The sequence below is a fragment of the Paucilactobacillus nenjiangensis genome (assembly GCF_008632615.1).
GTDB lineage: Bacteria > Bacillota > Bacilli > Lactobacillales > Lactobacillaceae > Paucilactobacillus > Paucilactobacillus nenjiangensis.
The window spans coordinates 1,046,148-1,065,934 of record NZ_CP043939.1; the positions used below are offsets into that span (position 1 = coordinate 1,046,148).

Consider the following 19,787-nt stretch of genomic DNA (forward strand, 5'->3'; position numbering starts at 1 on the left):
TTACTGAACCGCCGTATACGGAACCGTACGTACGGTGGTGTGAGAGGTCGGTAGCTGAACTAATCAACTGCCTCCTACTCGATTGTGGAATGATAGAACAACGAAGTTTTTAACTAGTCGTTCAAATGTTGAATTGCATATGCAGCTTCATCTGCGGTAAATTGTTCGCCATAACTAGAGGTTAATTGGTCTGAAATTGCATCAGGAGACATGTCCATATTATCCTGGTAATCTTTTGCCTTAGTTAACGCATTTTTGTTCCAGTCGACATTTTTTAAATTATCAACTGCGTATTGAGATGCTTCTGGTGAAAATCCTTCGCCAGCATCAGAAGATAATTGATCATATACTCCAGCTTTTGACATGTCCATCATTCTGGCATAAGTGGCTGCTTTACGTAATGCAGATTTATAATCAGCTGGAACGTCATCCGTAGAAGACGATTCTGTATTTTCTTCAGAATCTTCCTTTGATGAAGTCTCAACCTTTGTTGATTCAGTGCTGACCGGTGTATCTGATTTTGAACTTGTATCTGACTTTTTACCCATATTGGACAATGCAGCAACGACTAAAATAATAATTAGCCAAATCCACCATTTTTTGTACCATGCTTTTTGATTCTTTGTTTCCATATTGATTCCTCCAAAAGCAGCTTTTAGTGCCATTCAGAATTTGGGCATTTATTATTTGCTTCCAACAATGCTATTCTTCAAACTGTTTGTTGACGCGACTTGCAATCAAAACTGTATCCTGAAAAGCACGAGTGGCTTCAGGAATCGAATCCGCGTGAATAAATTGAGTCCAGCCGCCGTCAACATGGATCTGAACCTGCATTTCAACCCGGTGAATGGTGATTGCACCAACTCTTGCAAATGAAACATAATTAAACATTAATAAATCCTCCTAAATTTATATCTAATTAATAGATACGGTAAAAAATCGCTTTTACATTAAATTAATTAATTTTTTTTGAAAAGGTTAGTGATATTTTGAATTACATATTGTGGTATACTAATTAAGTATTCGTTTATCTTCTGCGGTTTGACCGTAGAAATGTAATCTGATATAATAAGCAAGTTGTATTTGTGAACCGCAACTACAACCGCACGCAACAAGTCTTCAAAGCTTTAAGTAGCTACTTGTATGGCGAGTCTAAGATATTAAGGAGGTGCACAATATGTACGCAATTATCGTAACAGGTGGAAAACAATATAAAGTTGAAGCCGGAGAAGCTATCTTCGTTGAAAAATTAAACGTTGAAGCTGGTGAAAAAGTTACTTTTGACGAAGTTGTCTTCGTTGGTGGTGACTCAGCTAAGATCGGTACACCAACAGTTGCTGGCGCAACCGTTACAGGTACTGTTGAAAAGCAAGGCAAAGAAAAGAAAGTTATTACTTTCAAGTACAAAGCCAAGAAACATTCACATACTAAGCAAGGTCATCGTCAACCATATACTAAGGTTGTTATTGACGCCATCAACGCTTAATCGAGGTAAGTACAATGATTAAAGCAAATTTTGAATTAGATTCTCAAGACAATATCTTGAGTTTCCAAGTAACAGGACATGCTGAAGCTGGGCCTTATGGACAAGATATTGTTTGTGCGGCCATCTCAGTTTTGACCATTTCAACCATTAATGGGTTAGAAAATGTTGTTGATGTGCATCCCCAAGTCATCTCAGATGATTCAGAGGGTGGATTCATATCAGTTCAAAAGTTGGCAATTGACCATGATAGTCAAATCTTGTTAAAAACTCTGATGAATGGAGTTCGTGATGTAGCTCAGTCTTATCCGGACAATATCATCGTTGAAGAAGTTACAAAAATTTAAAGTTGGAGGTGAACGATTATGATTATGGATTTACAATTCTTCTCACATCATAAAGGGGGCGGTTCTACTGCCAACGGTCGTGACTCAGCTGGACGTCGTCTTGGTACAAAAGCTGCAGACGGTTCAACAGTTACAGCCGGTTCAATCCTTTATCGTCAACGTGGAACACATATCAATCCTGGTGAAAATGTTGGTCGCGGAAACGACGACACACTTTTCTCAAAGGTTGACGGTGTGGTTAAATTCGAACGCATGGGTCGCGACAAACGTAAAGTTTCAGTTTACCCAGTTGCTGAATAATTAAAGTTGATTACTATCCCAAAAGTTTTGGCTTTTGGGATATTTTTGTGGAGTTAAATAGGTGGTGAAACTGATGAACCAGATTGAACAACTAAAAAATTTATTCCCAGAGTTATTTATTGATGCTTTTTTAATTACTGATGAAATTAATATGCAGTATTTAACCAATTTTAGTTTAACACAAGGTGATGGTTGTGTTCTAGTCACAGCTAGTGAAACGTACATAATTACTGATGCACGCTTTGAAGAAGCTCTAAATGAAACAAATTTAGGTGATGTCAAAGTAAGGATTATCCGTGATTACTTTGGGGCTGTGAACACATTGTGTGGTGCATTGGGTTTAGAAACGATTGGAATTGAAGATACGGTTTCTTTACGCATTTACGACGCATTAGTTGATCAGTTGGATGCTGATATCGATGCAATGGATGATGTCATTGAGACTTTACGTTCTGTTAAAAGTTCATCTGAAATTATGAGATTAACTGCTTCCGCAGAATTAAGTTCGGCCGGTTTTGAATATCTGACCCAAGCTATACACGTAGGAATGTCAGAATTGGAAGTAGCTAATTTACTCGATGCTTGGATGAAACAGCAAGGCGCTCAAAAGTCTTCTTTTGATACAATTGTCGCTAGTGGCATCAATGCGGCCAAACCGCACGCCACTGCAAGTGATAAAATTATCCAGTCTGGTGATTCCGTCGTACTCGATTTCGGCTACTTTTTGGACAACTACACGTCCGATATCACCCGAACTGTGGTGATGGGAGAAGCTAGTGAGCAGATTAAAGAGATTTATGGCGTTGTGTTGGCAGCATCTCAGGCGGTGATTACAACTGCTAAAGCCGGCGCCAATGGACAAGAACTTGATGCTGCCGGTCGAAATATCATTGATCAAGCTGGGTATTCACAGCAATTTAATCATGGCATGGGACATGGTATCGGAATGTCAGTGCATGAATTACCAGCAAGCTATGGACCAAACAGTTCATTAAAACTTAAGTCTAATCAAATTATTACCGTCGAGCCTGGAATATATCTTCCAAATCTTGGTGGAGTGAGAATTGAAGACGATATTTTAATCACTGAAAACGGTCACGAAGTACTAACAACTGCTAATAAAGAACTGCTAATTTTGTAATTTAGTTGCAATTTTGCGTTTAATATAGCAAAATATAAATTGATATGTAATCTAGGAGGAAACAAATAATGGCAATCTCAACAGCAGATTTTAAAAATGGTCTTACAATTGAAGTGGATGACGCAATTTGGCGCATCATTGAATTCCAACATGTTAAACCTGGTAAGGGTGGAGCATTCGTTCGCTCAAAATTGAAGAACCTTCGGACTGGCGCAGTGCAAGATAAAACTTTCCGTGCCGGAGCCAAAATGGAACGTGCAAACATTGAAACTAAAAAAATGCAATATCTTTATGCAGATGGTGACAATCACGTGTTCATGGATACAGATACTTATGAACAAACTGAATTACCTGCCGAAAACATTCAAAACGAATTGAAGTTTTTGAAAGAAAACATGGAAGTAAGTATTACTTCATTTGGTAACGAAACTTTAGGTGTTGAATTACCTAACACTGTTACATTGAAAGTGGCAGCTACTGAACCTGGAATCAAGGGTGATACTGCTTCAGGTGGCTCAAAGCCTGCTACAATGCAAACTGGACTTGTAATTCAAGTTCCATTCTTTGTTAACGAAGGCGACGAATTAGTTATTAATACAACTGATTCATCATATATTTCTCGCGCATAATCGAATTCACAAACTAATCGGAGGCGTTTAAAATGGCTGAAGAAACAAATCTAATTTTAAACAAGGATGACCAATCACTAGGATCAATTGAAATTGCACCAAGTGTACTTGAAACAGTAGCTGGCATTGCGGCTAGCCAAGTGGATGGTGTTTCAAAGATGCATGGTTCAATCACCAGTAATGTTACTGAATTATTGGGCCGACCAGATCATGCTCGTGGTGTAAAATTATCAAGAGATGAAGATGAACTTGTGGTAGATGTTGACGTTTATCTTGAATATGGAGTACCAGTTCCTCGGACTGCGCTTGAAATCCAAGACAAAGTTAAACAACAAGTATCACTGATGACGGATTTGAAAATTCAAGAAGTCAATGTTCACATCGAAGGAATGGTTCCTGAAAAATCAGAACAAAAAGTGGATCCCAACGATATTTTTGCAGAAAATGAAAATGGTGAACAATAGTGAGCATGAATCGTCATCAAATAAGAAAGAGCGCATTTCAAACCTTATTTGCTGAATTAGCAAATGAGGATGCGGACATAGCTGAGCTTTATAAAGAAGTTTTAGCTATTGAACACGAAAAGGATATTCCAGACTATCTTGTGACACTGGTTGAAGGTGTCAACAATCATCGGGATTCCTTAAATGAACAAATCCAAAGTTTACTGAGTGCCAAATGGACAGTCAGTCGGATTGCTAAATCTGATTTGATTATTTTACAAATTGCATTATTTGAAATGCAATACGTAGATGATGTTCCGAATGCGGTTGTGATTAACGAAGCATTGGAACTCGCCGCTGCATTCAGCGATGATTCTTCCAAGAAGTTCATCAATGGTGTTTTAGGTAGCTTTGAAAAACAAGTTGGATAATCAAAAGCTGAGATAGATTAAATCTATCTCGGCTTTTTTTACATCTGACAGAAAAATGAGCTCCTAAATATGATAAAATTGAATACATACATTCATTATTGGAGGGATTAAATTATGGCGATTATTTTAGATGGTAAGACCACAGCAGCGTCGCTAAATGATGCTACTAAAATTCAAGCTGATAAGTTAACCGCACAAGGTATCCAGCCAGGAATCGCGGTCATACTTGTAGGAGAAGATCCTGCGAGCCAAATATATACACGCAATAAACACCGTAAAGCTGAAAAATTAGGGATGAAATCGGTCCTAATCGAATTGCCAGAGACTGTCAGCCAAGATGAAGTCATCAATGAAGTTGAAAAGCTAAATCAAGACCAGTCAATCCATGCAATTTTGGTACAATCACCATTACCTGATCACATCGATGCCACCACTGTGACAAATTCAATTTTACCTAGTAAAGATGTGGACGGTTTTAACCCAACTAATTTAGGAAAATTATATGGACGCCAACCGGGTAATTATCCGGTGGCATGTACGCCTAAGGGAATTATGACGTTGCTCAAACAATATGATATTACATTAGCCGGTAAAAACGTTGTAGTCATTGGCCGGAGCGTACTCGTGGGCCGACCAGTCGCTGCTTTGATGATTAACCAAAATGCGACCGTCACGTTAGCAGGACGGTTTACGCAAAATCTCAAGGCACTGGCGAAAACAGCCGATATTTTGGTTGTTGCTACGGGGACGCCAGCGCTGATTTCTGGACAAGATATCAAACCGGGAGCAACGGTCATTGATGTTGGAATCAATCGTGGCGCAGACGGTAAATTGACTGGAGATGTTGATTTTGAAACTGCCAGCCAGGTTGCCGGTGCCATTACCCCAGTGCCGGGTGGAGTTGGGCCCATGACGATTGCGACTTTGATGCAACAAACAGTTGAATTAACTCAATGGAGTCTTAATAATGGAAAATAGTGATCAGTATCTTACTGTGACTGCCCTAACTAAATATATTAAGCGTAAATTTGATGTCGATCCTTATTTGGGTCGCATCTATTTAACTGGTGAACTATCTAACTTTAGATTACGTCCCAATGCTCATCAATACTTCAGTCTCAAGGATGATCACGCTAAAATCAGTGCAATCATGTTTAAGAGTGCATTTGAAAAAGTTAAGTTTACCCCTGAAGAAGGAATGAAAGTCCTTGTAACTGGTCGGATTAGCCTGTATGAAGCTAGTGGTAGTTACCAGATTTATGTTGATAGCATGCAACCAGACGGTATTGGTGCCTTATATCAAGCGTACGAACAATTAAAGAAAAAGTTGACTGATGAAGGGTTATTCGATTTACCAAAGAAACGGCTACCAATGTTTCCAAAGAGAATCGCGGTTGTTACTAGTCCAAGTGGAGCGGTTATTCGAGATATTATCACAACGGTCCAGCGTCGTTTCCCAATTGCACAAATCGTTTTATTTCCAGCACTAGTACAAGGGGAAAAAGCGGCAGCTGATATCGTCAAACAGATTGAACACGCTAATGAAATTGGTAACTTTGATACTTTGATTATTGGTCGTGGCGGTGGCTCTATTGAGGACTTATGGCCATTTAATGAGGAAATAGTTGCTCGTGCGATTGTCGACAGTCAATTACCGGTTATTTCCTCAGTTGGTCATGAAACAGATACGACGATTGCTGATTTGGTAGCGGATGTTCGAGCAGCCACGCCAACTGCGGCGGCAGAGCTCGCGGTACCAGTTTTAAATGACGAACTTCTTAAAATTAATCAGTATCGACAACGACTTTTTCAAGCAATGAATCAAACGATTAAAATTGACCAACAAAAAGTGGCTAAGGTGCGAGAAAGTTACATTTTCACGCAACCCACTAGATTATATGAACGCTATATTCAAAATGTTGATTTAGCCAAAAATCGCCTGGAACAACTCAAAGATGGTTATGAGCAAAATTGGCAACAAAAAGTTGATTTACTCACGAATCGTTTGTCTGGTCGAAATATCCAACAATCAATTGCCAATCAACAGCAACAATTAGCAAACTTAGAGGTTCGGATTAATCAAGCAAGTCGCACAATTATTAATAATCAACGACAATCAACAGCCAAGCTAATTGCACAATTGGATAATTTAAGCCCATTAAAAATTATGAGTCGTGGATATTCATACGTAACTTTGGATAAAGAAGTCGTAAAGTCAGTCACTCAATTAACACCAAATCAGACAATTAAAATGAATTTTGAAGACGGATCTGCTTCGGCAGAAATCAAAGAAATCAATAAGGAGTAGGAAATGGCTGAAAAAGTAAGCTTTGAAGAACAACTCGAAAAATTACAAACAATTGTGAGTCAATTGGAACAAGGGGATGTTCCATTGGAGAAGGCGCTAACCCAATTCCAAGATGGGGTTAAATTAAGCAAGCAACTCCAAGACACACTTGATAACGCTGAAAAAACACTTACTAAATTAATGGACGATAATAATCAAGAAATCAATTTTGATGCTGATCCTAAGGAAGAGTAATCATGATGTTTGAATTAACAACAATTGATGAATTGCAACAGACGATTGACGACTTTTTGAGTCGTAGTATTGAAGCTGATACTGACCAAACTCTTTTACATTCGGCCATGCAATACTCGGTGGCTGCTGGCGGCAAGCGGCTACGTCCAGCACTAACACTGCGAGTCATTCAAGCACTTCAACGCGATAATTTCGACTTAGAAAAGTATCTAAAAGCAGCGAGTGCACTAGAGTTACTTCACACGTATTCATTGATTCATGATGACTTACCAGCGATGGACAATGACGATTTGCGTCGTGGTATGCCTACCAATCACAAAAAGTTTGGGGATGCAATCGCAATTTTAGCTGGTGATGGGCTTTTGACCTTGGCATTTCAATGGTTAGTTGATAATCCACTTAATGATCAAGTGACTCGCAATTTAACTTTACAACTGTCGCATTATGCAGGGCCTGCAGGCATGGTGGCTGGTCAAGTAATTGATATTTCAAATGAAGGAAGCCAATTAACCTATCCGGAATTACAAAATTTACATCTGAAGAAAACTGGCGCTTTGATTGAATATGCAACGCAAGCCGGTGGCATTATGGCCGGTGCAACAGCTGAGCAACAAGCATTACTACTTTCGTTTGGACGACACTATGGACTCGCCTTTCAAATCTTTGATGATTTGATGGATCAAACTAGTACTACTGAACAAATGGGTAAAGCAGTGCATAAAGATGCGGTTGAAGAAAAAAATACATATCCTGGATTATTTGGGATTGACGGTACCAAAGACAAGTTATCTGCGGTGATTAAGGATGCTAAAGCTGATTTAGAAAAACTTTCTGCAATTTCACCAATTAAAAAAACGGATTTTGATGACTTTTTAGCGTACTTTAAGATATAGGGGTTAAATTAATGGAAAAACAACGAGTTGATGTTTTACTAGTTGAACAAGGACTATTTGATTCAAGAGAACAGGCTAAGCGGGCAGTGATGGCGGGTGAAATTTTGGGCCATAACAATGAGCGATTAGATAAGCCAGGCGAAAGGATTCCAACCACAACTACGCTTCACATGAAAGGTAATAAAATGCCCTATGTAAGCCGGGGTGGGTTGAAATTAGCCAAGGCACTAGAGGTGTTTAATATCTCAGTTGCTGACAAGATTGTGCTAGACATTGGATCATCAACAGGCGGTTTTACTGATGTGGTCTTGCAAAATGGTGCTAAAATGAGTTATGCACTCGATGTTGGGACCAATCAACTTGTTTGGCAATTACGTGATGATCCGCGCGTAGTCGTAATGGAACAAACCAATTTCCGGTACAGCAAACTCGCCGATTTTACGGACGGACAACCTCAATTTTCTTGTATCGATGTGTCGTTTATTTCCTTGGATTTAATCTTACCGAACTTAGCCACGATATTGATTCCAGGTGGAGAAGTGGTTGCACTGGTAAAGCCTCAATTTGAAGCTGGCAAGAATAAAGTTGGTAAACATGGAATTGTGCATGACGAAAAAGTCCATCATGAGGTTCTCGAAAAGGTGACTCAATTAGCCATTAATAATTCTTATGATGTAATGCACCTTGATTATTCACCGATTAAAGGTGGTCAAGGAAACATTGAGTTCTTAATGCATTTGAAATTATCTGATCAACCTGGGATAATTCAGGATAACGTATCAATAGATGACGTCATCGCAGCAGCGTATCAAAATTTGGACAAAAATAAAAACTCTGGAGAATAATTATGCGAAAAGTTGAAAGGCAATCACATTTACGTCAATTGATTAATAACACTAATATTGAAAGACAAGACGATTTTGTGCGATTATTGGCTCAAAAACATATCGAAGTCACGCAAGCTACCATTTCACGTGATATTAAAGAAATGCAATTAGTCAAAGTTCCAACTGCGGGTGGCGGTTATCACTATAGTTTCCCACCAAAGAAACAGATGGATAGCGAAAAGAAAATGCGCAGAACATTAAGAGATGCGTTTATTTCGATGAATGCCCAAGACAATATGGTTGTAATCAATGTGCATCCGGGTAATGGTCCAGCACTAGCTACTCTGATTTCTCAAACGAATGATGAGAGTCTCTTTGCGACCATTGGGGACGATGCGACAGTCCTATCAATTTGTAAGACTAAAGCAGCCACCCATGAATTTATGAACAAAATGACTAATTTATTAGCTGACTAGAGTTGAAAGGAGTAGTCGTATGCTTCAAGAATTAACAATTGATAATTTAGCAATAATCGACCATCTCTCATTAAATTTTAGTGACCAAATGACTGTTCTTACTGGTGAAACTGGAGCTGGTAAATCAATTATTATTGATGCAGTTGGATTACTAGTAGGTGGCCGAGGATCTCAAGAATTAATTCGTAAGGGAACCAATACCTTAAAAATTCAAGGCCAGTTTAAAGTAGCGAGTCAAATCGAATTAGATGACGTCTTAAATGAATTAGGGGTTGAAGCTCCTGATCGCATTTTAGTTGTTCAAAGAGAAATTAACCGCAATGGCCGTAATGTCATTCGAGTTAATGGGACTTTAATGAATACAACATCTTTAAAACGGATTGGCTCACGTTTAGTTGACATTGAAGGCCAAAATGATCATCAACTATTAATGCAACCAGAACAACATTTAGGTTTGCTAGATGAATTTGCCAATAAAGATGATAATTTATTAAGTCAATATCAAGAAACATATGAATTATATCAATCGACCCAACGAAAAATTAATCAAAAGCAAGCTAACCAACAACAATGGGCACAACGTTTAGACATGTTGGAGTTTCAAGTTAATGAAATTAAAAATGCTGATTTGATTGAAAACGAAGATGTAGATTTACAAACTGAACAAGAACGACTCAACCATTTTCAACAAATTAATAACGCCTTGCAAATTGTTCAAGGGGCGTTATCTGGCGATGAGAATGGTTCTTCATTAGATGCAATTGCTGCTTCAATGGAATCATTAGAAGAAATCAGTACATTTGATGATGAGTATGCTAAGCTTAATGAAAGTGTTTCAGAGGCTTATTTTAATTTACAAGATGCAGCCAATGAAGCGAGTCGACAATTAGATAACTTATCATTTGACGAGGGCCGTTTGAACGAAATCGAACAACGGTTAAATTTAATTGCTGACCTAGAACGTAAGTATGGCGGCTCGGTAACAGAGATTTTAGCGTACTATGATAAGATTTCCACTGAGTTAGATTCAATGACTGAAAATAACGTCACAGGGGATGAACTTGAAACCCAACTCGATAAATTAATTGCCAAATTAACCAAGCTAGGTGGAAAATTAAGTAAGAATCGTCAAAAAGCCGCGAAGACAATTGAAAAAGAAATCAAGAAGCAATTAGATGATTTGTACATGGATAAAGCAGTTTTTGAAATTAAATTCATGGATCATCAACCAAACACATTTTATCCCAGTGGGATTGATCAAGTTGAATTTTACATTCAAACCAATCCTGGGGAAGAAATGGGACCGTTGGCAAAAATTGCTTCTGGTGGAGAATTGTCCCGTGTGATGTTAGCGTTGAAAACTATTTTTGCACGTTCACAAGGAGTAACCAGTATTATCTTTGATGAAGTTGATACAGGTGTGAGCGGGCGAGTTGCGCAAGCGATTGCAGAAAAAATTAGGGTCATCGCTGATCAGTCTCAAGTACTTTGTATTACCCATTTGCCGCAGGTTGCGGCAATGGCGCAACATCATTTATTGATTTCTAAGGAAGTTCATGATGACCGAACGATTACATCAGTTGATGAACTTGATGAAAAATCTAGGGTTGATGAACTTGCCCGTATGCTGGCTGGCGCTGAGGTCACACAACTGACCGTCGAACATGCTAAGGAGTTATTGAACATGGCCAAATAATTTAACCACCGTTGATACGATGAGTTTTCATAGGAGGATTTATATGCTACTTTCACTCGAACATTTACGCAAAGAATATCCTGGACATAAGGTGGCCGTCAATGACGTCACCCTTGACATAGAAGCAGGTGAATTTGTCTGCTTTATTGGAACGTCAGGCTCAGGTAAAACCACGGTACTAAGAATGATCAATCGGATGCTGATGCCAACCTCTGGTACAGTGCTGATTAATGGTGAGGATACTAGCAAGTTAGATCCAGTTAAATTACGCCGTAAATTAGGTTACGTTATTCAAAACATAGGCCTGATGCCCCATATGACAATTCGTGAAAATATTACGTTAGTGCCTAAATTGTTGAAATGGTCACAGGAAAAACGAGATGCTAAGGCAATTGAACTGATCAAATTAGCCCAATTACCCGAAGAATTTTTAGATCGTTATCCATCCGAATTATCAGGTGGCCAGCAACAAAGAATTGGCGTGGTGCGTGCATTTGCAGCGGATCAAGATATTATTTTGATGGATGAACCATTCGGAGCACTTGATCCAATTACGCGTGAATCATTACAAGATTTAGTTCAAGATTTGCAACAACGCTTGGGTAAAACTTTCATTTTCGTCACTCATGATATGGATGAAGCCCTTCGACTTGCTACCAAAGTGGTCATTATGGATGCCGGTGATGTCATGCAGATTGATTCACCAGAAAATATTCTCAAACATCCAGCCAATGAATTTGTAACCAACTTGATTGGTGAAGAACGTTTGATTCAAGCACGTCCAAGTGTCACGCCAGTTGGACAAATCATGTTGAAGTCACCAATCTATATTACGCAAGATCAATCACTACCAACCGCTCTAGAAACCATGCACAAAAGCCGAGTTGATACTTTGCTGGTCACCGATGCTAATCGCGTACTGCGCGGGGTGGTAGATATTGAAACCTTGAATGATGAATTTAATTCTGGCAAAACGGTTGGCGACATTATGGATGATAAGGTATTTTATGTATTCGAAAATTCAGTTGTTCGTGATACGGTGAACCGGATTTTAAAAATGGGATATAAAAACGTCCCAGTTGTTAACAAAGAGTATCAACTTGTTGGAATTGTTACCCGCGCTACTTTAGTTGATATGGTTTATAACGCTCTTTGGAGCCAAGATGAGGATGCGAATGATCAGACTCAAATTGGAAACAAGGAGGCGAACGTGGATGATTAGTTTCTTTCAAACCAATGGAGCCGAGTTACTAGTTAAAATTTGGCAACATATCTATTTATCGTTTGTGTCGTTAGGATTAGGGATTATTGTTGCTGTACCAGTCGCAGTCGGATTAACACGGGCGAAAAAGCTTGCTGGTTTTGTTATCGGATTAGCCAGTGTCCTTCAAACCATTCCATCAATGGCGCTATTAGCCTTGATGATTCCAATTTTTGGGATTGGTAGTTTTCCTGCAATTGTAGCGTTGTTTATTTACTCATTATTGCCAATTTTACGCAATACGTATATTGGGTTAAATAATGTAGATCCAAGTGTCTTAGATGCGGCTAAAGGAATTGGCATGAGTAATATGCAATCGATTATGCAAGTGGAGTTGAAACTTGCCGCTCCAGTTATTATGTCTGGAATTAGATTGTCAGCTACTTTTGTGATTGCATGGGCTACGCTTGCTTCATACATTGGTGCAGGTGGACTTGGTGATTTCATTTTTAATGGGTTAAATCTTTATCGTAGTGACCTAATTTTAGGTGGTTCGATTCCTGTTATTATTTTGGCATTGATTACGGATTATATACTCGGCAAAATTGAGTATTTGTTAACTCCGAAATCAATCAGAGCGTAGGAGGGTCGTAACTATGAAAAAACGAAGATTAGCAATTATCACAGTTTTAGGAATTTTAATGCTTCTTTTGTCTGGTTGTGGCTTTCCAGGGTTAAATTCATCTTCAGATGATACAATTCGAATTGCTGCCATCAATACCACTGAACAACAAATCTTAGCCTCTATCGATCAACAAATGATTGAACATTATACTGATTTAAAAGTTACGGTTATTAGTAATCTTGGGTCATCAAATGTTACTTTGGAAGCTATGAAAAATGGCGACGCGGACATGTCTGCCGCCCGTTATGATGGGACTGATTTAACGACAATTCTTGGTAAAACCAGTAGTGGTGATCCTGCCAAAGATAGTGCAACGGTCAAGAAAGCATTCCAAAAGAAATATCATTTCACTTACCTGCCAACATATGGATTTGCGGATACGTATGCTTGGATGGTAACGCAAAAAACGGCTCAAAAATACAATTTAAATACCGTTTCTGACATGAAAAATAACGCCTCACAATTAAGCGTTGGACTTGATCAGACCTGGATGAAACGTAGTGGTGATGGTTATCCTGCTTTCCAAAAGAAGTATGGATTTGCCTTTGGTAAGGCTTTGCCAATGCAGATTGGGTTAGTTTATGATGCCGTGTCTGCTGGTAAAATGGATGCCGTACTTGGTTATTCGACTGATGGACGAATTAGCAGTTATAATTTGAAAATTTTAAAAGATGATCAACACTTCTTCCCACCTTATTATGCTTATCCAGTCGCTACTAATAAGGTCTTAAAAGAACATCCGGAATTAATTAAAGTCTTATCCAAACTAAGCGGTAAAATTTCAGTTTCAACCATGCAAAAATTGAATTATAAAGCTGACGATGAATTACAAGAACCTAGCGTTGTCGCTAGGAATTTCTTGAAGGCACATAATTACTTTGAAGGGGGTAGCAACTAATGAAGGGTATGAATTTAGGTCAACAATTAGTCGAATACTTCTCTAACAATGGTATGTATGTCTTACAGCAATTTAGCCGCCATTTCTTAATTTCAATTTATGGTGTCTTAATGGCCGCCATCATCGGTGTGCCCATTGGAATTTGGATTTCTCGTTCTAGAAAGTTAAGTAACGTTGTAATTGGGATTGCCAATGTGATTCAAACTGTTCCTTCACTAGCGATGCTGTCTATCATCATGCTAGGATTAGGATTAGGGGTTAATACAGTAATTGTGACGGTGTTCTTATATTCGTTACTACCAATTATAAAAAATACGTACACAGGTATGCAAAATGTGAATGAAGACGTTTTAGATGCTGGTAAAGGAATAGGAATGACTGTCTTTCAGCGATTACGTTTTATTGAACTTCCATTATCTATGTCAGTAATTATGGCGGGGATTAGGAACGCGTTAGTGATTGCAATTGGAATTACGGCAATTGGTTCCTTCGTGGGTTCTGGAGGATTAGGTGACATTATTATTCGTGGTACCAATGCGACTGATGGTGGGGCAATTATCCTCGCCGGAGCTTTACCAACAGCACTGATGGCTATCATTTCAGATGGAATCTTAGGATTTTTAGAAAAACGACTTGATCCATCGAAACATAGCAATTAAATTACAATAAAAAAGAGAAATTCCAATTTGATTTGGAATTTCTCTTTTTGAATGCACTATTTTAAAGTAATAAATTTAATTTGGTTGAAATCGATAAAGAAACTGACTGACTTAGAACTTTTTAAAAGAAATCTACTCTTCGATATTTTTGAAAGTTGACCAGTTGCAAACGAGGTTGATTCACTTACATTAAAAGGAATCATCTCAATTGTAATTGGAGAGTTATTAGCAATTGCTTTATCAATAAACAATTGTTTTTGGAAATCAGGCATTGCTGGACTGCTGACAGGAGCATCAGTTTTACGAGCATTTGCTAAAAAGAAATCATCAAATCTTTCCTTAAATTCAGTACTAACCCGTTGAATTGGCTTTTGATAATAATTTTGCATTTTTCTCTCCTCCGAACATACGTTTGCTATCAATAAATATAGTATACGAACAAATGTTCGAATTTGCAAGTGCCTTAATTTTTTCTTAATAACTTGGTGCTTTGAATAATGAAAAATGCTTGATAAAACAGCTAATTTAGTGCAAAATGAAAGGTATCATTAAAAAGGTAAGGAGCATTTTCAGCATATGGCAAAGCGCGGCATGTTAATTGTTTTATCTGGACCTTCTGGTGTTGGTAAGGGAACGGTACGTAAAGCAATTTTTGATCAAAAAACAAATGACTTTCAATATTCAATCTCAATGACTACTCGAAAGCCTCGCCCTGGTGAGGTCGATGGAGTTGATTATTTCTTTGTTTCTACTGAAGAATTTGAAAAACGAATTCAAAATGGTGGAATGTTGGAATATGCCAAGTATGTTGACAATTACTACGGAACACCGTTAGACTATGTTGAAGAGACTTTGAACTCCGGAAAAGATGTTTTTCTAGAAATTGAAGTTAATGGCGCTATGCAGGTTCGGGCTAAATGTCCAGATGGTGTGTTTGTATTTTTAACACCACCAGATTTAATCGAATTAAAGCAACGTTTAATTTCTCGCGGTACTGACGATATGGATGTAATCAACAAACGTATTGCCAAGGCTGTTGGTGAGATTAAGATGATGCAAAATTATGATTATGCTGTCGTCAATGATGTTGTCGCAAATGCTGTTGAAAAGATAAAAGATGTCATTCGTAGTGAACGTTTACGCGTTACACGAGTAATGCCTGATTATATCGGAATGTTAGGGGAGAATAACTAATGATTTTATATCCATCTGTAGATAACCTATTAAACAAAGTTGATTCACGTTACTCTTTAATTATGCTTGCTAGTAAACGTGCTCATGAATTAGAAGCTAATCCAGGAAGCGAATTACTAAGTAGCTATAATTCAGACAAGTCAGTTGGTCGCGCTCTTGAAGAAATCGAAGCCGGCGAAGTTACGATTGACAAAGAATAATTAATCCAAAATTTCCATTTTAGATCGCAATTTGTTGCGGTCTTTTTATTTTCAATTGGTTTCGTTGGTTGATAGAGCTTGTAATGGTATAATTTTAGAAGAGAAACCTGAGGGGGAATTTAAAATGGCAAATGTTGCAATTCATGTTACTGGCGGAATCGCTACTTATAAAATTGTGTCCTTAGTGCGTGAATTTCAAAAACATGGTGATGTAGTCCGAGTAGCCATGACAGATGCGGCTGAAAAATTTGTGACAGCAACTACTTTCAGTGCGTTGACCAAATACCCTACATTAACGAGTTTATGGTCTGAAGAAAATGCTGATAAAATTGCCCATATTGAATTGGCTGACTGGACAGACTTAGCCGTAATCGCTCCAGCAACTGCGAATGTCATTGGTAAATTAGCTAATGGAATTGCCGACGATGCAGTCACAACCACTTTAACAGCCACTGCAGCACGTAAAGTCATCGTTCCTGCCATGAACAATCACATGTGGAGTAATCCCGCGGTTAAACGCAATATTACCCAATTAATTAGAGATGGCTATGAAGTGATGCCACCAGTTAGCGGGCGTTTAGCAGAAGGTTATTCAGGTACCGGACGGATGCCAGAAGTCAATGACATTTTTGCCTTTGTGACGCAGGCCACCAAACCAATTTTGAAAGATAAAAAGGTATTAATCAGCGCGGGTGGTACGCGCGAGCAAATTGATCCAGTTCGTTTTATTGGTAACCGTTCATCTGGTAAAATGGGCATTGCACTTGCCAATGAGGCAGCTAATGCCGGTGCAGAGGTTACGTTGGTCGTTGGGCAAATTACAGTGCTATTACCAACGCATCCCCAAATTAAAATAATACACATTGAATCAACTAATGATTTGTTCAAGACAATATCAAATGAATTTACTCAAACGGATATTTTGATTATGGCGGCCGCAGTGGCTGATTTTGAGCCGGAAACCGTAGCCACTCAAAAAATTAAAAAATCCGCTGATAATGATGAATTTTTGTTAAAGCTTAAAAAGACTCCAGATATTTTAAAAACTGTTGGTGCGACAAAAAAAGACCAATTGGTGGTTGGCTTTGCAGCTGAAACACAAGGATTATTAGCCAACGCACAAAAAAAATTAATCAAAAAAAATGCCGATTTGATTATTGCAAATAACGTGGCTACTCCAGGTATTGGCTTTGCCAGTGACGACAACCAAGTGACGTTATTAGAACGTGATCAAGATCCAAAACAATTACCAAAAATGACTAAAAATGAATTAGCAGCACACTTAATAAAACTTATTGCAACCAAAATTAACTAGGTGATTAAATGGCGGAAATCGCACAAATTATTGTTGATGTCCCAACCATGCAAACAAATCGTCCTTATACTTATCAAGTTCCCGAACAACTGGAACATCAAATTCAAACGGGAATGCGTGTAGTCGTCCCATTTGGTAATGGTAGTCGACAAGTACAAGGTTTTGTTGTGGGGCTGGACGATCAAACCGCTTATGACGGCGAACTAAAGTCAATCATTTCAATATTAGATTTGAATCCAGTTTTAAATCAAGAACTGCTAACAATGTCTCAATGGTTAGCAGACTCTTGTTATGCCTTCAGAATTTCATGTATGCATACCATGTTGCCAAATGTCATGAAAACGAAGACTCATCGGCGTTTGAAAATTATTGATGAACTTGACGAGACAGATTTATTTGAATTATTTCATGGTCAAGATGAAATTGACTTTGAACCAGAAAATATGCCTGATGAAATTGTTAGTCGTTTACTCAAGTTGAAACGAAACCAACAAATTGAAGTAGTTTATTCGCTAACTGACCAAGCTAAATCAAAATTTGCCACTGGTATTAAGCCGCTCCTTAGTTTCGAACGGCTTGAAGAAGAACGTACTTCGCTACGAAAAACTGCGAAGGCGCAAAGTGAGTTATTGTCGTACTTACAAAGTATGATAGGCTCTGAAATTAAATTAAGTGAAGCGCGCGAGCAAACCGGCTTATCCAATGCTATTTTTTCGACTGGTGAGAAAAAAGGTTGGCTCGAAAAAATTCAGATAGAAACCTTTCGAACCCCAAAAGCCTTATTAAATGATGCAAAGAAGCCCATTCCAGAATTAACGGCAGACCAACAAACGGCAGTTGATGCGATTTGTGATTCAATTCAATCTACTGACCCACAAACATTTTTACTTCAGGGTGTGACTGGAAGTGGCAAAACAGAAGTTTATTTACGATCAATTGCTGAAACATTGGCCAACAATCAAACGGCCTTAATGTTGGTACCAGAAATTTCACTAACCCCCCAGATGGTCACGCGAGTTAAAAGTCGGTTTGGTGATTTAGTGGCGGTGTTACATAGTGGCTTATCAAATGGCGAACGTTATGACGAATGGCGCCGGATTGAACGTGGAGAAGCCAAAGTTGTTGTCGGTGCACGTTCAGCAGTCTTTGCGCCACTAGAAAACATCGGTTTAATTATCATGGACGAGGAACATGAGTCGAGCTATAAACAAGACGAAACCCCACGTTATCATGCAAGAAACGTTGCCAAATGGCGCAGTGATTATTATGGAGCTACGGTGGTGTTAGGTAGTGCCACCCCGAGCTTGGAATCACGCGCTAGGGCACAAAAAGGTGTCTATCAGCATTTGTTACTTCCGGAACGGATTAATCAACAGCCACTACCAGCGGTTCAAGTCGTCGATATGCGTCAAGAATTACGGAAACATGCGGAAAGTAATTTTTCCACGGAACTATTGGACGAAATTCAGATACGAATGAGTCGGGGCGAACAAAGTATTTTGATGCTTAATCGCCGAGGGTACTCATCATTTATCATGTGTCGGGACTGTGGGTTTGTTTTGCAGTGTCCCAATTGTGATATCTCACTGACTCTGCATATGGATACGCACACGATGAAGTGCCATTATTGCGGACACGAGGAACCTATTCCAAAAATTTGTCCTAATTGTCAGAGCCACAAGATTAGATATTATGGCACTGGAACACAAAAAGTCCAAGAAGAATTACAAGCGATTATTCCAGACGCTAAGATTTTGAGAATGGATGTCGATACTACCCGTCGCAAAGGCATGCACGAAAAGTTGCTGAATTCGTTTGGTAATCAAGAAGCCGATATTTTAATTGGTACCCAGATGATTGCCAAAGGGTTGGATTTTCCGAATGTAACCTTAGTGGGGGTTTTAAACGGCGATACGGCCTTAGGATTACCTGACTTCAGATCAAGTGAACGAACGTTCCAATTGCTCACTCAAGTCAGTGGCCGTGCTGGTCGAGCAGATAAAACTGGTTCGGTAATCGTCCAAACATTTAATCCAGATCACTACGCCATCAAACTAGCGCAGCATCACGATTATGAGCATTTTTTTCAAATGGAAATGAATATTCGCCATCGTGGTAAATATCCTCCATACTTTTATACGTTACAAATTTCGGTTAGCCATGAAGAAGAAGCTCAGGCAGCTAAAGCTATTATGAACATTGCTCAGTTTTTAAAACCAAACTTGGATAAAAATAGCATCGTCTTAGGACCAACTCCCAAGTCAATTGCCAGAATGAACCGTAAATATTACTATCAATTAGTAATCAAATATAAACAAGATACACGGTTACACCAATTATTAACGCAAATGATGGATCAAATTCAAAAACAAAGCCGACATGGTGTTCAAATTTCAATTGATCCGGAACCTCAAAATTTTATTTAAA

General features: G+C 38.6%; 25 protein-coding genes and 1 other annotated feature. Of the genes, 22 read left to right on the forward strand and 3 right to left on the reverse strand.

Features of this window, described 5'->3' with window-relative positions; genetic code table 11:
• Positions 1–113: 113 nt before the first annotated feature.
• Positions 114–632 (reverse strand): Ltp family lipoprotein, encoded by a 519-nt coding sequence (locus F0161_RS05355; RefSeq protein ID WP_190318919.1) that lies wholly within the window; start codon positions 630–632, stop codon positions 114–116.
• Positions 633–702: 70 nt separating this feature from the next.
• A complete protein-coding gene (locus tag F0161_RS05360; protein WP_137601979.1) occupies positions 703–891 on the reverse strand; it encodes a hypothetical protein in 189 nt (62 codons plus the stop codon).
• A gap of 199 nt (positions 892–1,090) precedes the next feature.
• Positions 1,091–1,164, forward strand: a sequence feature (ribosomal protein L21 leader region).
• A gap of 13 nt (positions 1,165–1,177) precedes the next feature.
• Between F0161_RS05360 and rplU the strand changes: the two genes are divergently transcribed.
• From rplU to F0161_RS05450, 18 genes are all read left to right on the forward strand, one after another.
• On the forward strand, positions 1,178–1,486 hold the full coding sequence (gene rplU, locus F0161_RS05365; protein WP_137601978.1) for a 50S ribosomal protein L21: 309 nt from the start codon (positions 1,178–1,180) through the stop codon (positions 1,484–1,486).
• Between the two features lie 14 nt (positions 1,487–1,500).
• Positions 1,501–1,830 carry a ribosomal-processing cysteine protease Prp gene (locus tag F0161_RS05370; RefSeq protein ID WP_137601977.1) on the forward strand — a complete coding sequence of 110 codons (330 nt, stop codon included), beginning with the start codon at positions 1,501–1,503 and terminating at the stop codon, positions 1,828–1,830.
• An 18-nt stretch (positions 1,831–1,848) separates the two neighbouring features.
• The gene (gene rpmA, locus F0161_RS05375; protein WP_057890644.1) at positions 1,849–2,130 is read left to right on the forward strand and encodes a 50S ribosomal protein L27; all 282 of its coding nucleotides are present in this window, start codon (positions 1,849–1,851) and stop codon (positions 2,128–2,130) included.
• Positions 2,131–2,203: 73 nt separating this feature from the next.
• A complete protein-coding gene (locus F0161_RS05380; protein ID WP_150203939.1) occupies positions 2,204–3,271 on the forward strand; it encodes a M24 family metallopeptidase in 1,068 nt (355 codons plus the stop codon).
• A gap of 68 nt (positions 3,272–3,339) precedes the next feature.
• Positions 3,340–3,900 (forward strand): elongation factor P, encoded by a 561-nt coding sequence (gene efp, locus F0161_RS05385; RefSeq protein ID WP_137601975.1) that lies wholly within the window; start codon positions 3,340–3,342, stop codon positions 3,898–3,900.
• Positions 3,901–3,932: 32 nt separating this feature from the next.
• Positions 3,933–4,364, forward strand: a complete 432-nt coding sequence (locus F0161_RS05390; RefSeq protein WP_137601974.1) for an Asp23/Gls24 family envelope stress response protein — start codon at positions 3,933–3,935, stop codon at positions 4,362–4,364.
• Positions 4,364–4,774 carry a transcription antitermination factor NusB gene (nusB, locus tag F0161_RS05395; protein WP_150203940.1) on the forward strand — a complete coding sequence of 137 codons (411 nt, stop codon included), beginning with the start codon at positions 4,364–4,366 and terminating at the stop codon, positions 4,772–4,774. The genes F0161_RS05390 and nusB overlap by 1 nt, the downstream gene beginning before the upstream one ends.
• Positions 4,775–4,888: 114 nt before the next feature.
• Entirely contained in the window at positions 4,889–5,752 is an 864-nt protein-coding gene (locus tag F0161_RS05400) for a bifunctional 5,10-methylenetetrahydrofolate dehydrogenase/5,10-methenyltetrahydrofolate cyclohydrolase (RefSeq protein ID WP_150203941.1), read from the forward strand.
• Positions 5,742–7,082: an exodeoxyribonuclease VII large subunit gene (gene xseA / locus F0161_RS05405; RefSeq protein ID WP_150203942.1), complete on the forward strand. Its 1,341-nt coding sequence runs from the start codon at positions 5,742–5,744 to the stop codon at positions 7,080–7,082. The genes F0161_RS05400 and xseA overlap by 11 nt, the downstream gene beginning before the upstream one ends.
• Positions 7,083–7,085: 3 nt before the next feature.
• A complete protein-coding gene (locus tag F0161_RS05410; RefSeq protein ID WP_150203943.1) occupies positions 7,086–7,316 on the forward strand; it encodes an exodeoxyribonuclease VII small subunit in 231 nt (76 codons plus the stop codon).
• A gap of 2 nt (positions 7,317–7,318) precedes the next feature.
• Entirely contained in the window at positions 7,319–8,209 is an 891-nt protein-coding gene (locus F0161_RS05415; protein ID WP_225423224.1) for a polyprenyl synthetase family protein, read from the forward strand.
• Between the two features lie 11 nt (positions 8,210–8,220).
• Positions 8,221–9,054 (forward strand): TlyA family RNA methyltransferase, encoded by an 834-nt coding sequence (locus F0161_RS05420; RefSeq protein ID WP_150203944.1) that lies wholly within the window; start codon positions 8,221–8,223, stop codon positions 9,052–9,054.
• Between the two features lie 2 nt (positions 9,055–9,056).
• Positions 9,057–9,512: an arginine repressor gene (locus F0161_RS05425; RefSeq protein ID WP_137601968.1), complete on the forward strand. Its 456-nt coding sequence runs from the start codon at positions 9,057–9,059 to the stop codon at positions 9,510–9,512.
• 19 nt (positions 9,513–9,531) lie between these two features.
• Complete coding sequence (gene recN, locus F0161_RS05430) at positions 9,532–11,208, forward strand: DNA repair protein RecN (protein ID WP_150203945.1); 1,677 nt, start codon at positions 9,532–9,534, stop codon at positions 11,206–11,208.
• 43 nt (positions 11,209–11,251) lie between these two features.
• On the forward strand, positions 11,252–12,430 hold the full coding sequence (locus F0161_RS05435; RefSeq protein WP_150203946.1) for a betaine/proline/choline family ABC transporter ATP-binding protein: 1,179 nt from the start codon (positions 11,252–11,254) through the stop codon (positions 12,428–12,430).
• Positions 12,423–13,052 (forward strand): ABC transporter permease, encoded by a 630-nt coding sequence (locus F0161_RS05440; protein WP_137601965.1) that lies wholly within the window; start codon positions 12,423–12,425, stop codon positions 13,050–13,052. Before F0161_RS05435 ends, F0161_RS05440 begins: the two co-directional genes overlap by 8 nt.
• Positions 13,053–13,065: 13 nt before the next feature.
• The gene (locus F0161_RS05445; RefSeq protein ID WP_150203947.1) at positions 13,066–13,992 is read left to right on the forward strand and encodes an osmoprotectant ABC transporter substrate-binding protein; all 927 of its coding nucleotides are present in this window, start codon (positions 13,066–13,068) and stop codon (positions 13,990–13,992) included.
• Positions 13,992–14,651: an ABC transporter permease gene (locus tag F0161_RS05450; protein ID WP_150203948.1), complete on the forward strand. Its 660-nt coding sequence runs from the start codon at positions 13,992–13,994 to the stop codon at positions 14,649–14,651. The genes F0161_RS05445 and F0161_RS05450 overlap by 1 nt, the downstream gene beginning before the upstream one ends.
• A 56-nt stretch (positions 14,652–14,707) precedes the next feature.
• Here the strand turns inward: F0161_RS05450 and F0161_RS05455 are convergent, their stop codons facing one another.
• On the reverse strand, positions 14,708–15,040 hold the full coding sequence (locus tag F0161_RS05455) for a hypothetical protein (protein ID WP_137601962.1): 333 nt from the start codon (positions 15,038–15,040) through the stop codon (positions 14,708–14,710).
• A gap of 187 nt (positions 15,041–15,227) precedes the next feature.
• Between F0161_RS05455 and gmk the strand changes: the two genes are divergently transcribed.
• The 4 genes from gmk (at position 15,228) to priA (ending at position 19,786) form a co-directional block, all read left to right on the forward strand.
• Positions 15,228–15,845 carry a guanylate kinase gene (gmk, locus tag F0161_RS05460; protein ID WP_137601961.1) on the forward strand — a complete coding sequence of 206 codons (618 nt, stop codon included), beginning with the start codon at positions 15,228–15,230 and terminating at the stop codon, positions 15,843–15,845.
• A complete protein-coding gene (rpoZ, locus tag F0161_RS05465) occupies positions 15,845–16,045 on the forward strand; it encodes a DNA-directed RNA polymerase subunit omega (RefSeq protein WP_137601960.1) in 201 nt (66 codons plus the stop codon). Before gmk ends, rpoZ begins: the two co-directional genes overlap by 1 nt.
• A 124-nt stretch (positions 16,046–16,169) precedes the next feature.
• Positions 16,170–17,360, forward strand: coding sequence for a bifunctional phosphopantothenoylcysteine decarboxylase/phosphopantothenate--cysteine ligase CoaBC (gene coaBC / locus F0161_RS05470; RefSeq protein WP_150203949.1), 1,191 nt, complete (start codon positions 16,170–16,172; stop codon positions 17,358–17,360).
• 8 nt (positions 17,361–17,368) lie between these two features.
• Complete coding sequence (gene priA, locus F0161_RS05475; RefSeq protein ID WP_150203950.1) at positions 17,369–19,786, forward strand: primosomal protein N'; 2,418 nt, start codon at positions 17,369–17,371, stop codon at positions 19,784–19,786.
• The last annotated feature ends 1 nt before the right edge of the window (position 19,787 follow it).